10 protein-coding genes are annotated in these 14,273 nt (G+C 48.5%); 8 read left to right on the forward strand and 2 right to left on the reverse strand.

The features are described 5' to 3' along the window. Positions 1–86 precede the first annotated feature (86 nt). The 3 genes from H6F90_RS17050 to H6F90_RS17060 all read left to right on the forward strand — a co-directional run bounded on the left by H6F90_RS17050 (position 87) and on the right by H6F90_RS17060 (position 4,632). The gene (locus H6F90_RS17050; protein WP_190553544.1) at positions 87–2,522 is read left to right on the forward strand and encodes a type I restriction-modification system subunit M; all 2,436 of its coding nucleotides are present in this window, start codon (positions 87–89) and stop codon (positions 2,520–2,522) included. After that, entirely contained in the window at positions 2,516–3,799 is a 1,284-nt protein-coding gene (locus tag H6F90_RS17055; RefSeq protein WP_190553545.1) for a restriction endonuclease subunit S, read from the forward strand. Before H6F90_RS17050 ends, H6F90_RS17055 begins: the two co-directional genes overlap by 7 nt. A 119-nt stretch (positions 3,800–3,918) precedes the next feature. Further along, positions 3,919–4,632, forward strand: a complete 714-nt coding sequence (locus H6F90_RS17060) for a hypothetical protein (RefSeq protein ID WP_190553546.1) — start codon at positions 3,919–3,921, stop codon at positions 4,630–4,632. Positions 4,633–4,703: 71 nt separating this feature from the next. Here H6F90_RS17060 and H6F90_RS30765 read toward each other — a convergent pair whose 3' ends face one another. After that, positions 4,704–4,847 (reverse strand): hypothetical protein, encoded by a 144-nt coding sequence (locus H6F90_RS30765; protein WP_242024512.1) that lies wholly within the window; start codon positions 4,845–4,847, stop codon positions 4,704–4,706. Here H6F90_RS30765 and H6F90_RS31580 point away from each other — a divergent pair. The 5 genes from H6F90_RS31580 (at position 4,815) to H6F90_RS17085 (ending at position 13,410) form a co-directional block, all read left to right on the forward strand. Next, positions 4,815–4,889 carry a hypothetical protein gene (locus tag H6F90_RS31580; RefSeq protein ID WP_370588037.1) on the forward strand — a complete coding sequence of 25 codons (75 nt, stop codon included), beginning with the start codon at positions 4,815–4,817 and terminating at the stop codon, positions 4,887–4,889. The two genes, H6F90_RS30765 and H6F90_RS31580, sit on opposite strands and share 33 nt — an antisense overlap. A 127-nt stretch (positions 4,890–5,016) precedes the next feature. Then, complete coding sequence (locus H6F90_RS17070) at positions 5,017–6,888, forward strand: DUF262 domain-containing protein (protein ID WP_190553547.1); 1,872 nt, start codon at positions 5,017–5,019, stop codon at positions 6,886–6,888. Further along, positions 6,885–10,034, forward strand: a complete 3,150-nt coding sequence (locus H6F90_RS17075; RefSeq protein ID WP_190553548.1) for a type I restriction endonuclease subunit R — start codon at positions 6,885–6,887, stop codon at positions 10,032–10,034. Before H6F90_RS17070 ends, H6F90_RS17075 begins: the two co-directional genes overlap by 4 nt. Then, complete coding sequence (locus tag H6F90_RS17080) at positions 10,021–10,761, forward strand: M48 family metallopeptidase (RefSeq protein WP_370588036.1); 741 nt, start codon at positions 10,021–10,023, stop codon at positions 10,759–10,761. Before H6F90_RS17075 ends, H6F90_RS17080 begins: the two co-directional genes overlap by 14 nt. 957 nt (positions 10,762–11,718) lie before the next feature. Beyond that, the gene (locus tag H6F90_RS17085) at positions 11,719–13,410 is read left to right on the forward strand and encodes a hypothetical protein (protein WP_190553549.1); all 1,692 of its coding nucleotides are present in this window, start codon (positions 11,719–11,721) and stop codon (positions 13,408–13,410) included. A 97-nt stretch (positions 13,411–13,507) separates the two neighbouring features. On the opposite strand, the gene H6F90_RS17090 is transcribed toward H6F90_RS17085, so the two are convergent. Further along, positions 13,508–14,273: pentapeptide repeat-containing protein (locus H6F90_RS17090; RefSeq protein WP_190553550.1), on the reverse strand; the 766-nt coding region annotated here is incomplete at its 5' end.

Raw genomic sequence — 14,273 nt, forward strand, 5'->3', positions numbered from 1 at the left:
TGTTGGCGTGCTCGCTGGCTGCAAATGGCACCAGTCATTATGCCCTCTGTTCTGAAGCTCTTGATTTTCGTTGGCTAAAGCTCGGCATGGCTGTCAAAAAGACTGAACTTTATAGCTCACTTTGGGCGAGTTGTGATGAACTGCGGGGTGGCATGGATGCCTCGCAGTACAAGGATTATGTGCTGACGCTACTGTTCATGAAGTACGTCTCTGACAAGTATGCGGGTGATCCCTACGCCATGATTGTCGTGCCTGAAGGCGGCTCGTTTAAGGACATGGTGGCGTTGAAGGGTGATAAGGAAATTGGCGATAAAATCAACAAGATTATTGGGGCGATCGCGGAAGAGAATGGACTCAAGGGCGTAATTGATGTTGCCGACTTCAACGATGAGGATCGACTAGGCAAGGGCAAGGAGATGGTCGATCGCCTGTCTAACTTGGTAGCGATTTTTGATGGCATCGATCTGAGTGCTAACCGAGCTGAGGGTGATGACCTGCTAGGAGACGCCTATGAATACCTGATGCGGCACTTTGCGACCGAGTCGGGTAAGAGTAAGGGGCAGTTTTACACGCCAGCGGAGGTGTCGCGGGTGCTAGCGAAGGTGGTGGGGATCACCACTGAGACCAAGCAGGATCAATCGGTTTATGACCCAACTTGCGGTTCGGGATCGCTACTCCTCAAGGTAGCAGCAGAAGCCCCGCGAGGTCTTTCGATCTTTGGGCAAGAAATGGACAATGCCACTGCTGCGTTAGCCCGAATGAACATGATCCTGCACGACAATACCTCGGCAGAAATCTGGAAGGACAACACGCTGGCAGCACCTCACTGGAAAAACTCCGATGGCAGTCTAAAGACCTTCGACTTTGCGGTTGCTAATCCGCCGTTCTCTTACAAGTCTTGGAGTAACGGGATCAATCTAGCGAATGACGAGTTTGAGCGGTTTGAGTATGGCACACCGCCAGATAAGAACGGTGATTATGCCTTTTTGCTGCATATTCTCAAGTCGCTGAAGAGCACGGGTAAGGCAGCGGTGATTCTGCCTCATGGCGTGTTGTTTCGTGGCAACGCAGAGGCACGGATTCGGCAAAACTTAGTGCAGCAGGGTTACATCAAGGGCATCATCGGCCTACCTGCCAACCTGTTTTATGGCACGGGTATTCCGGCTTGCATCATCGTCCTTGATAAGGAAGAAGCCTCCAGCCGTAGCGGCATTTTTATGGTGGATGCCAGCAAGGGCTTTATGAAAGACGGAAATAAGAACCGTCTGCGGAGCCAGGACATTCACAAAATCGTTGATGTCTTTAACCGCCAGATTGAGCTGCCTCGCTACAGCCGCATGGTCTGCTTCAAAGAAATTGAGAAGAACGACTATAACCTCAACATTCCCCGCTATATCGACTCTAGCGAGCCGGAGGACTTACACGACCTCAATGCTCACCTAAATGGCGGCATTCCCAATGCTGATATTGATGCGCTACAAGCTTATTGGCAGGTGTTTCCGACGGTGCGGAGTACGCTGTTTGCACCCGGCGATCGCCCTGGCTACAGCAGCAGTTTGGTGCCAGCGAACCAAGTAAAGGCGACGATTCTCAATCATCCAGAGTTTGCTGCCTTTGCCGATCGCGCACTCAATCTTTACACCGACTGGTGCAAGGAGCACGATGCCCGCTTGAAGGGGATCACTAAAGGTGACAAACCAAAGGAGCTAATTGCGCTGTTGTCTGAAGACTTGTTGGCTCGCTTTGCCGACGCGGATTTGCTAGACAAGTACGACATTTACCAGTTGTTGATGGACTACTGGGCCGAGACGATGCAGGACGATGTCTATGTACTGGTGCAAGATGGCTGGGAAGCGGGGAAAACGCTGCGAGAACTGGTCGCGAAGAAGGGCGAGAAGCTGAAGGAAACACCTGATTTGGTGATCGACAAGCGGAAATACAAGGCAGACTTGATCCCGCCGAGTCTGATCGTTGCTCGCTACTTTGCTGACAAACAAGCTTATATTGATGAGCTACAGGCTAACCTGGATACTCTCGGCCAAGAGTTAGAAGCGTTAATTGAGGAGCACAGCGGCGAAGAGGGGTTGCTGAGTGATGCCCAAACGGATGTGGGTAAGGTGACGAAGGCCAGTGTTGCGGCTCGGCTGAAGGAGCTAAAAGGCGATGCTAGCGCTAAGGAAGAACGGACAATTTTGAAGCAATGCCTTGATTTGTTTGACCGAGAGGCTGAGGCGAAAAAAGCGGTGAAGGATTCCCAAACAGCACTAGACAAGGCGGTATTGGCTCAGTACCCAAAGCTGATGGAGTCCGAGATTAAAACGCTGGTGGTGGATGACAAGTGGCAAGCAACCCTGAAAGCGGCAATCCAGGCAGAAATTGAGCGGGTGACGCAGCAGTTGGCGAACCGGGTGAAGCTGCTGGAGGAGCGCTATGCGGAACCGTTGCCGCAGTTGGTGCAGGATGTTGAGGCATTATCGAGCCGAGTGGATGAGCATCTGAAGAAGATGGGGTTGGTATGGTAAGGAACGGTTATAAACAGACGGAAGTTGGGGTAATTCCTAAAGATTGGGAAATCAGTGAGCTCAGTGAAAAAGCTAGGATTATTGATTCCCTTCATCAAACACCAAAGTTCTGTGAAAATGGCTACTCAATGGTTAGGGTTGCAGATATTAAACCTGGTGATTTGTGTCTAGATGAAACTCTAAAAGTCTCTGATGCTGTATTTGAAGAATTTACTCGAAGTTACAGGCCCAAGAGAGGAGATATAGTTCTCAGCAGAGTTGGTAGCTATGGAATTACTAGCTTTGTTGAAACAGATGAGCCTTTCTGTCTAGGACAGAATACAGTTGTTATAGAATCCAGAACTCTACCACGTTTGTTGTACTACGCCTTAAATTCAGGTTATGTAAAGCAACAAATAGAAGATGGCTCGTACGGCTCTGGATACAAATCTTTATCGTTAAAGAATATTAAAGAACTTATTGTTGTTCTACCTTCTACGGTCTCTGAACAAGAAAAGATCGCCCAAGCCCTATCTGATGTAGATGCCTTGATTGCTTCACTAGATAAGTTCATCGCCAAAAAACGAGCAATCAAAACCGCTGCTATGCAGCAACTCCTCACAGGCAAAAAACGCCTACCAGGATTTGGTGAATGTAAGGATTATAAGTCAACCGAGATTGGCTTAATCCCTGAAGATTGGGATGTTTCCTGTTTGGATCTAGTTACAAAGCTCTCAAGCGGAACCACACCATCGAGGTCGCAAGAAGACCGGTATTTCCGAAATGGTGAATATTATTGGGTAAAGACTACAGATCTAAATAATTCACAAATTACAACAACTGAAGAGAAAGTTACGAAGGCAGCACTAGAGGAAACTTGCCTTCAAATATATCCATCTGGGACAGTGTTAGTGGCTATGTATGGTGGTTTTAACCAGATCGGAAGAACGGGATTGATACGTGTTCCTGCTGCTGTTAATCAGGCTCTAGTAGCTATTCAAGCAAAGCCTAACAAGCTAGATTCTGAATATTTGTTGACAACTCTAAATTATCGAGTTGAGCACTGGAAATCAGTGGCTAGCAGCAGCCGGAAAGATCCTAATATTACTAGCCAAGATGTAAAAGCCTTCACTCTTCCTCTTCCAGTTATAGAAGAACAACAGGCGATCGCCACAGTTCTTTCTGATATGGATGCCGAAATCGCCGCCTTAGAAGCTCGTCTCGCCAAGACTCAATCTATCAAACAAGGCATGATGCAAGAGCTTCTTACAGGAAAAATAAGATTGATAAGTGAGTAGGAAGGAAGGTGTGACATGAAATATCTTAAAAATAGGCTTCTCTACTACAATTTGAGCTGGCTTAATCCTAGATTCAATACAAGTATCCGAAGGAAGTTTATAAAACGGAGAGCTTTAGAATGAGAGGCATAGTAAATGAAAGATACTGGAATTTAATAAGAAAGATTAACTATATTGAGGGAATAATAATTGTCCCACTATGCGATCACAATAATCCTCGTTATCAATTTGATCCGGGCGATTATGATTTTGAAAGAGCAGCCTCTTACAAAATGAGTATTCAAAGGTGGAAAGAAAAAAGGCTCTTTAAAATATATGGATTCTTTAAATGTGAGGTTTTAAGTCTAGAAGGAGGTTACGCTAGTAATCCTTCTTCTCTAGGTCTTGTAAAGCAGTACATAATTGATGAATGGAGTTTCTTAATTACAGTACGTGGAGCTAAGGAAAACCTAGAGAAATTTAAAGAGGTTCTTCTGAAATATGATATAGAAACTACTCTTGTATATGAGAAGGACACTTCTCCGGGATTTTCTTCTTTTCTATCGTCTTTTTTTCTTAAAAATGCTAAGAATATTGCCTATTGTTTAGCTGGTGTTATCCCCAGAGTTGTAGCGTTTCCTATTCAATGGGAAAAAGCATCATTAAAGCTAAAAGACTTGGCTAATCAGCATTCATGCATTCTTGAAGTAAAATCAATATCTAGTTTTGAGATTGAACGTGGCTATGTCAACGTAGCTCATGAGTCAATTATTATAGGAGCAATACCAGTTCCTCAAGAATGTTATGATAAGCAATACATTTATCCGTTAGAAAAGTTGCAAAATCCATTGTAATCTTTAATTTTATATTTGCTTTTCAGATTAAATAAAATTGCTGTCAACTGATGCGCATCAGCTGGAAAGGCTTAAACCGCGTTTATCACACCGTCCTCCTCTTCGACATCAAAGACGACAAAATCTAGCTCTAGCAAAATACCATTGGCATCAATGTTGGGCAAGAACTCATTGATATGGGCATCCCGAAAGAAGACATCGTTTTGGAGATGCACCCTGCTTGTAAGCGCCCCTACACAAGCTATGGTGTTGCCTAAAGCACAGTCTAAATGTGGGCAGTTCAAAATTCTCTAGGGCAATATAAGGTGACATGCATTCCCTGATTCTTCCACCCAAGCAAGAAGAGTGCAGTCAGGAATTGCTTATCTGGAGAACGCGATCAGCATGAGTACGATTACACCCCATTACCGCAGTGTGCAACAACTCCTGCAAAGCCAGTCCTTTGCAATTGATGAGTACCAGCGCGAGTATAAATGGGAAAAAGAAAATATCGACGAACTGCTGACAGACCTGCGGGACAAATTTCTCAATTGCTACCAGTCAGGTGACGGAACCCAAAAAGTCAGCACTTACGAGGATTACTTTTTAGGCTCCATTATTATCAGCAAACGTAACGGTAAGAACTATTTGGTGGATGGCCAACAGCGTGTCACGTCTCTTACTCTACTGCTGATTTATCTCTACAACGCTGCGAAGAAGCAGGACCTGGCTGTAGTCGGACGCCTTGAGCCTTTAATCTTTAGTGATGACTATGGGGAACCTAGCTTCAACCTAGACATTCAGGAACGGTTGCCAGTCATTGAAGCGCTCTTTTATGGAAAGGACTTCAACCCAGAGGGTAAAGATGAGTCCATCCAGACAATGTATGCGCGCTATGACGATATTGAGTCCAAAGACCTTGTGGGTGAGTTAGGTGATGCCTTACCGCACTTTATCTACTGGCTTATGACCAAGGTGGGGCTGATCGAAATTGCTACGGATAACGACAACTACGCCTACGCCATCTTTGAGACTATGAACGACCGGGGCAAACCCCTCAGCCCGGTAGACATGCTGAAGGCTTATTTGTTAGCACCAATCGGAGATGCGGATCAACGGCATAACGCCAATCAAATTTGGAAAAAGCAAGTGTTAGATTTGATTTCTTCAGGAGGAAATCATGAACCGGAGCGCGATGCAACCTGCATCAAAGCTTGGTTTCGAGCACAGTATGCAGATACTATCCGCGATCGCAAAGCTGGAGCAGCAGACAAGGACTGGGAACTGATTGGCAGTGCCTTCCACCGCTGGGTGCGAGATAATCGGGGGCGGCTCAACCTTGGCACTCAGGTAGAAAACCTAGAGCTGATCTCAACCCACTTCACCTTCTTTGCTAAAACATACCAGCTCATTTTAGAGGCTAGCCGCACCTATACAAAAGGGTTGGAATCGGTATATTACAACGCCCACAACGAATTTACCTGGCAAAATACGGTGTTGCTAGCGCCTCTATGCGTCACAGACGATAGTGACACGGTGCGACGCAAGATCGCTGCTACAGCAACCTATCTAGACATCTGGCTCATGCGCCGGACAGTGAACTACATTCGGGTTGGTTATTCCAGCACCGCATACGCAATGTTTATCCTCTGCCGTGACATTCGCGGTAAGTCGCTCAGTGATTTAGTCACTATCCTCAACCAGAAACTGGCAGGCGATGATATCACCCTTGATGGCAGCCCCTCGCGAGGACGTACCGGAATTAAAGGATTGGGGCTTAACCAGTTCAGCCGTCGCTATGTCTATCACCTGCTTGCCCGCCTGACTGCATACACAGAGGTAAACGCTGGCAAACCTGACCTGTTCGACAAGTATGTAGACCGCAGTTGTCCCAACCCATGTGATATTGAGCATATTTGGTCTAACGACTATAGCCAGTACAAAGACCAATTTCAATCTGAGCAAGAGTTTCAAGACTGGCGAAATGGCATTGCTGGGCTACTGTTATTGCCAGCAGATGTTAATCGTAGTTATCAGGACAAACCATTTGCAAAAAAAGCTCCTTGCTACGCTCAGCAAAATCTATATGCAGCAAGCTTGACCGCCAGTGCTTACCAACATCAACCACAGTTCACATCATTCCTTAAACAGCAAGAGCTACCATTCAAGCCCTATGATCAATTTGGCAAAACTGAGCAGCTAGAACGGAGGCAACTAGTAGAAGCCCTCGCTAATTGCGTGTGGTCACCTGACCGGCTGCAAGAGGTACTGTCATGAGTACTGTTGGTCAAATCGAGCGGATCACTCAAAATCGCGTTATCAAACTGTTTCGTGAGCAGCTATATTACACCTACCTCGGCAATTGGGAAAGCCGCGACAGCAATCGCAACATCGAAGCGAGTTTGCTGAGCCAATGGCTTCATGGGCAGGGGGTCAATGATATTTTGATCAACAAAACCCTCCGCGAACTCGACCAGGCTGCCGCTTTAGGGGAAGGGCAAAACCTCTACGATGCCAACAAAGCCGTCTACCGCCTTTTGCGCTATGGGGTCAAAGTCAAAGAAGGGGTGGGGCAGCAAAACCAAACTATTTGGCTGATCAATTGGGATGAACCTGAAAAGAATGACTTTGCGATCGCCGAAGAAGTCACCATTAAAGGCGAAAACAAAAAACGCCCTGATATTGTCCTCTACGTCAATGGCATCGCCTTGGGAGTGTTAGAACTCAAACGCTCTAGTGTCGCGATCGAGGAAGGCATTCGTCAAAATCTCGACAACCAGAAGAAAACCTTCATTCGCCCCTTCTTCACCACCCTGCAATGGGTCATGGCAGGCAACGACACTCAGGGCTTACGCTACGGCGCGATCGAAACGCCAGAAAAGTATTACTTGACCTGGAAAGAAGAAAACCCCCACTACGATCCTCAAACAGACCCTAAAGACCAGAAGTACTTACCTATCTCCAACTGTGAGCAGGCTGTTAGTCCCCTCGACTGTGCCCTCTTACGCCTGTGCAACAAGCAACGGTTCCTCGAACTGATCCATGACTTCATTGTGTTTGATTCAGGCATCAAGAAGACCTGCCGCCATAACCAGTACTTCGGCATCCAAGCGGCTCAGCAACACATTCAACGCAAAGAAGGCGGGATCATCTGGCATACCCAGGGTTCTGGTAAAAGCTTAACAATGGTCTGGCTAGCCAAATGGATTCGGGAAAACGTCACTGATGCCCGTGTCCTCATCATCACTGATCGCACCGAACTCGATGAACAAATCGAAAAAGTCTTTCTTGGCGTTGACGAAAAAATTTACCGCACTGCTAGCGGCGGCAACCTGATCGACACCCTCAATCAGACTACGCCTTGGCTAATTTGCTCGTTGATCCACAAGTTCGGCGGCAACGAAAGTGACGCTAACAAAGCCACCGACGAATTTATTCAAGACTTCAAAAGCAAGATTCCAAGTAATTTCGTGCCTAAAGGCAACCTCTTCGTCTTTGTAGACGAGTGCCATCGCACCCAGTCTGGTAAGCTCCACGAAGCCATGACTGAGCTTTTGCCAGATGCTGTCTTGATCGGCTTCACAGGCACGCCGCTCTTGAAAACAGACAAACAGAAAAGCATCGAAGTCTTTGGTGGCTATATCCACACCTATAAATTTGATGAAGCGGTTGCTGACAATGTTGTCCTAGACTTGCGCTACGAAGCCCGCGACATTGACCAGCGTCTGACCTCTCAAAAGAAAATTGACCAGTGGTTTGAAGCCAAAACCCGTGGCCTGTCCGATCGCGCTAAAAATCAACTCAAAAAGAAGTGGGGCACGATGCAAAAAGTGCTCTCCAGCCAGTCGCGTCTAGAGCAGATCGTCAAAGACATCTTGCTCGATATGGACACTAAGCCGCGCCTCATGGATCAGCGCGGTAATGCCATGCTCGTTTGCTCCAGCATCTACCAAGCTTGCAAAACCTATGAGCTATTTAGCAAAACTGACCTAGCGGGCAAGTGTGGCATCATCACCAGCTACCAACCCTCTGCCGCCGACATCAAAGGCGAAGAAAGCGGCGAGGGTTATACCGAAAAGCTGCACCAGTACAGCATCTACCGCAAAATGCTTGCAGACTACTTCGATGAACCTGAAGACAAAGCGATGAATCGAATCGCCGAGTATGAGAAGCAAGTTAAAGAGCGATTTATCAAGCAACCCGGTCAGATGCGCCTATTGATCGTGGTTGATAAGTTGCTGACTGGTTTTGATGCACCTTCAGCCACTTATCTCTACATCGACAAGCAAATGCGAGATCATGGCCTATTTCAAGCCATTTGCCGCGTTAACCGCCTCGATGGAGATGACAAGGAATATGGCTACATTGTGGATTATAAAGATCTATTTAGGCGGCTAGAAGGGGCAATCACGGACTACACAAGTGGTGCACTCGATGGCTATGATGCTGGTGATGTCGCTGGGCTACTGAGCGATCGTCTAGAAAAAGCTTGCGATCGTCTAGAAGCGACTCTCGAGACCGTCAAGGCTCTCTGCGAACCAGTCAAAGCTCCCCGTGGCACCCAAGATTACCTGCATTATTTCTGTGGCCCAGATACAACCGACAAGGAAGCTTTAGCCGCCAACGAACCGAAACGAGTAGCGTTGTACCAAGCCGTTGGGGCCTTGATGCGCGCCTATGCCAACCTAGCGAACGAAATGCCTGAAGCGGGTTATAGCGCTCAAGAAGCCGCCACGATCAAAGCTGAAGTCGAGCACCACACCAAAATGCTGGATGAGGTCAAAGTTGCCAGTGGTGACTACCTCGATATGAAGCGCTACGAACCCGCAATGCGTCACCTGCTCGACAGTTATATCTATGCTGATGAAAGCGTTGTGGTATCTGAGTTTGAAGACCTAGGTCTAGTAGACCTCATCGTTAAAAGCGGACTAAATGCCCTAGATCAACTGCCCACTGGTCTGAAGAATGATCCCGCAGCAATGGCAGAAACGATCGAAAATAACATTCGCAGAACCATCATTGATGAAAACCCAGTCAACCCTAAATATTACGAGCAGATGTCAGATTTGTTGGATGCTCTGATTCAACAGCGACGCCAACAAGCAATCAGCTATCAAGACTATCTAGAGGAAGTGAAGCAGCTTGCTCGCCAGGTGAAGCAGCCGACCGGAGCCTCGCAAGAAAACTACTCTGCCTCACTAGATACAGCAGCTAAACGCGCCTTGTATGACAACTTAGACAAAGACGAAGCCCTAGCCCTCCAAATTGATACCGCTGTACGTCACACCAAAAAAGAGGGTTGGATTGGCAGTCGATTCAAAGAACGAGAAGTCGCCAACGCAATTCGGATTGAGATAGGCGAGCGTAATATTAATGTGACCGACGTGCTAGAGCTGGTGAAAAACCAACGTGAGTATCAGTAACCCTACAATTGAGCAGAACATTGTAGTCAGCGGCATCGCTGTGCAGGTTGTGCGTAAGCCAATCAAGAACTTGCACCTCTCAGTGTGCCCCCCTGAAGGGCATGTACGGATAGCAGTGCCTCTGCATATGACCGATGACAACGTGCGCTTAGCAGTGATCACACGCCTCAGTTGGATTAAAAAACAGCAAGCCAGCTTCCAAGATCAGCCGCGTCAATCTGAGCGCGAGATGGTCACTGGCGAGAGCCATTACCTGTTTGGTAAGCGCTACCGTCTGGAAGCGATTGAGCGCCGTGGTCGCCATGAGGTTGTGATCAAAAACAACAGTACACTTCAGCTCTTCGTCAATCCTGGCACATCAACCCAAAAGCGATCTCTCGTTTTGAACGATTGGTACCGCAGTCAACTAAAAGCTCGAATTCCGGATCTGCTCAGCCATTGGCAGTCGATAATCGGCCAGCAAGTTTCTAACTGGGGCATCAAAAAAATGAAGACCAAGTGGGGAAGCTGCAATATTGACCAGCGCCGCATCTGGTTAAACCTAGAACTAGCTAAAAAGCCCACTGAATGCCTTGAGTACGTCCTCGTTCATGAACTAGTGCATTTATTGGAGCGCCATCACAACGAACGCTTTAAGGCACACATGGATAAATATTTTCCACAATGGCAACGGAGCCAGGATGTTCTAAAGCGTGAGCCATTAGCTTATGAGAATTGGACTTATTAGCCCTGACTCAATTCCAATGAGCTTAATAAAAGCCCTTTTACTTTATTTAATCCACTCAACTACCGCTCTTAGTTCATTTCCTTCATTCGCCTGAAAATAGAGACGATTACTGGGCTGATCAGGTAAACTACTCTTCAAGTTATGTAAGAGTGGAGGAAATCAGAGATCATAGGGTTGCAAAAGATGTCATCACAATAAAGGAGGTCAAGATGTCTTATGTATACTAAAAGCCAAAAACCCCAACTGCTGTAACAGAAGGGGTTCAAAGGCTTTTTATTATCTATTCGGAATAGAGGGGACTCTAACTTGTGTGCTTTCCCGGGCCGCAGTTAAGTCACCCACTGTGCCATGCGTCTATATTACGGTCATCTGGCAGAAAGTGACAAGACCTTTTGAAAGTGTGAAAAAGACGCATGGTTCTCTATTCCTGTCTCGGTAAGGAATTGAGCGAATTAAAAATGTCAATACACTTGTCAATACACTGTCATGACAGTGTCAATACATTTGTCAATACACTTGTCAATACAAGTGTAAGTAGCTGTCCCTGAAAACCTGTAGGCTAAGCCAGAGTAAGGGCTTTAGTCCGAGAAAGTGATCAATGAGAATTCGTAAGAAGATGCGCGAACCCCAAAATCTGAAATTTTTCTGATTTTTAGGGAGCCTTGAAGGTGGGTTTGCTGCTCATTTCAAAGTTTAGGTTCGTTGAAACAGTCTTCTGCAGTTCTTCTCAGCCCCTAATAGTTGCAGGCCCCGGAGGCGTGGACCTCTTAGGGATAGCTAAATGATGTAAGTACAGCTGTATTGTCATAAAACGCTCTCCTTTACCAATGTGAATCTAGGACGGAGAGGTCATTGATACTTATTGTGATTGTTATCTGCGGTTGCAGCGTAACGCATCATATCAACTGACTTTGGACTCTCTGTTCCTTTGCCCTCACCGGACTAGAGAGTTGCATCATGCCACGCAAACAAACACCTGCCTGTGGAAGTCAGGCGATCGCCTCACAACCGGCCCGTCAGCGTTTATCAGAACCCCTGCCCCGTGACCCCTTAGGCCAGCGCTTCTGCCAGCTCTTCCCCTACCCCTGGCAAGCGATCGTCGCGCCTACCCCCGCTGATGCTAGCCAAAAGCCTGCTTGGCAGACCCTCACCCAATACCCCCTTAAGCCCCGTAGTCTCTGGACCTGCTGGCAAGATGCTGCTCAACTCGTCGGCGTCCGCTTTGGCCCCACTACCTACCACGGCCTCATCGACCTCGATGCCTTCAGCCTGCACCATCCCACCCGCGATCGCCAAGCCCTTGCCACGATTCGAGCTGCCCTCGCCAGCATCGGCATTCATCAAACCCTCCTGCTGCGCTCCAGCTGGAACGGTGGCCTCCACCTCTACATTCCCTTGCCCGAAGCCGTCCCCACCTTCGGCCTCGCCGTCGCCTTGAAGCACTGCCTAGAAGCTCACCACCTACCCCTGCAAGCAGGTCAGCTGGAAGTCTTCCCCAACGTCAAGCGCTACAGCAAAGCCGGAGAATACAGCGAGTACAACGCCCATCGCCTACCCCTGCAACCCAGCAGTGGCTCCGTCCTCCTCAGTGACACCCTGCAACCCCTTCCCAGCGATTTGTCCTCCTTCTTCCAGCAGTGGAACCAAGCCGCCGCAGCTCAAGACCTAGAGCAACTGCATCAAGCGATCGCCGCAGCAAAGAAGCAGCATCAGTACCGCTCCTACAACCGCCGCAGCAACATTGCCCTGTGGCAAGAAGAACTGGAAAATGAAATGGAGCAAGGGTGGACCGGACCTGGGCAAACCAACCACCTGCTCAAAACTATTGGCTGCTACGGCGTCGTCTTTCAATCCCTCTCTGGCCCAGCCCTAGCCCATTACATCGAACGAACTGCCACTCACAGTCCTGGCTACCGAGAGTGGTGCCAACACCAGCACGAAATCAGCCGACGCGCCCAAGAATGGGCCGAAGCCACAGAAAACTACTACTGGCCTCTCGGTACTAGTCCCAAACGCGATCGCAGCCTTGTCCTAACCACGGCTGCCAACAACATCGTCAACTTCAACCAGAAGCGAGCCGAAGAGGCCCAGGCGCGGATCAAGCAAGCCGTTTTGGAACTGACCCAAAAGGACCAGCTACCCGATCGCTTGACTGCCCGAGCCCAAGCGATCGCCTCCTTAGCCCAGTGCAGCCATAGCACCTTGCAGAAGTACAAAGAGTTGTGGCATCCCGAATGGTATGTAATAGAGCTACCAGAGCCAGTTACAGCTTCATCACTAGCTCCAGCGATCGAACCTGCTAAAGCACTAGAAGACTCTCCCAGAGAGGAATTACACACCTCCGCCTATATGAAGGGTGGGGGGCATGATGGTGTCTTAGAAAAACAAATAAACTCCGATGGGGAGGGTCTAGGGAGGGGGAAATTGAGTTTTCCACAACCTGTGCCTCTAGCTCCTGCGATCGCCGATGAGGATTTGAGTGAGGTTATTGCTGAGATTCAAGTGCAATTCCGTCGCTTGGCTTGGGATGTCCAGCAGGTCGTGCAGTTTATTGCTGATAATTTTGACGGTAAGCGGCGAAGTCAGTTAACAGACGATGAATTGGTAGGTTTGCTGTATCGATTGCGGACGCGATCGCTTTCAGATTGAAAACCCATGCCTAGAAAATGCATTACCTATTAAGTGGCAACTAGCCTGTGATTATATTCCTACTAGGGTTGTAACAATTGATCCGAGTTCGGTCTAATTAAGGTTGTTTCCGTTCCTCGTCTAACCATTCTTTTGCCTCATTCAGGGTTTTGAACCACTGTGGATATCTTTTGAGTAACTCTTGGGGTAGCCGAGCGCAGTCGCGATCAGATAAGCCTGCCATTGCATTTGGCAGCTTTGTGCCGCAAATGAAGGGGGAGTTTGAGCCAGTTAGTTGATTTAGACTGAGTCCTTGGCTATCACTCAGATTGGCTAGGAGCAAGATTGTGGTTTGGAGATTAGTGTAGCGGAGGTTAGCGTAGCGGAGGTCAGCGTAGCGGAGGTTAGCGTAGCGGAGGTCAGCAGAGCGGAGGTCAGCAGAGCGGAGGTCAGCAGAGCGGAGGTCGGCGAAGATGAGGTCGGCGGAGTTGAGCTTGGCGGAGTTGAGCTTGGCGGAGTTGAGCTTGGCGGAGCTGAGGTTGGCGGAGCTGAGGTTGGCGGAGCTGAGGTCGGCGTAGCGGAGGTCAGCAGAGCGGAGGTCAGCATAGCGGAGGTCAGCATAGCGGAGGTTGGCGGAGATAAGGTCGGCGGAGATGAGGTCGGCGGAGCTGAGCTTGGCGGAGATGAGGTCGGCGGAGCTGAGCTTGGCGGAGATGAGGTCAGCATAGCTAAGGTCGGCGGAGCTAAGGTCGGCGGAGCTAAGGTCGGCAGAGCTGAGGTTGGCGGAGATAAGGTCGGCGGAGATAAGGTCGGCGGAGCGGAGGTCGGCGGAGCGGAGGTCAGCAGAGCGGAGGTTGGTGGAGCGGAGGTCGGCGGAGCTGAGG

The organism is Trichocoleus sp. FACHB-591 (genome assembly GCF_014695845.1).
Taxonomy (GTDB): domain Bacteria; phylum Cyanobacteriota; class Cyanobacteriia; order FACHB-46; family FACHB-46; genus Trichocoleus.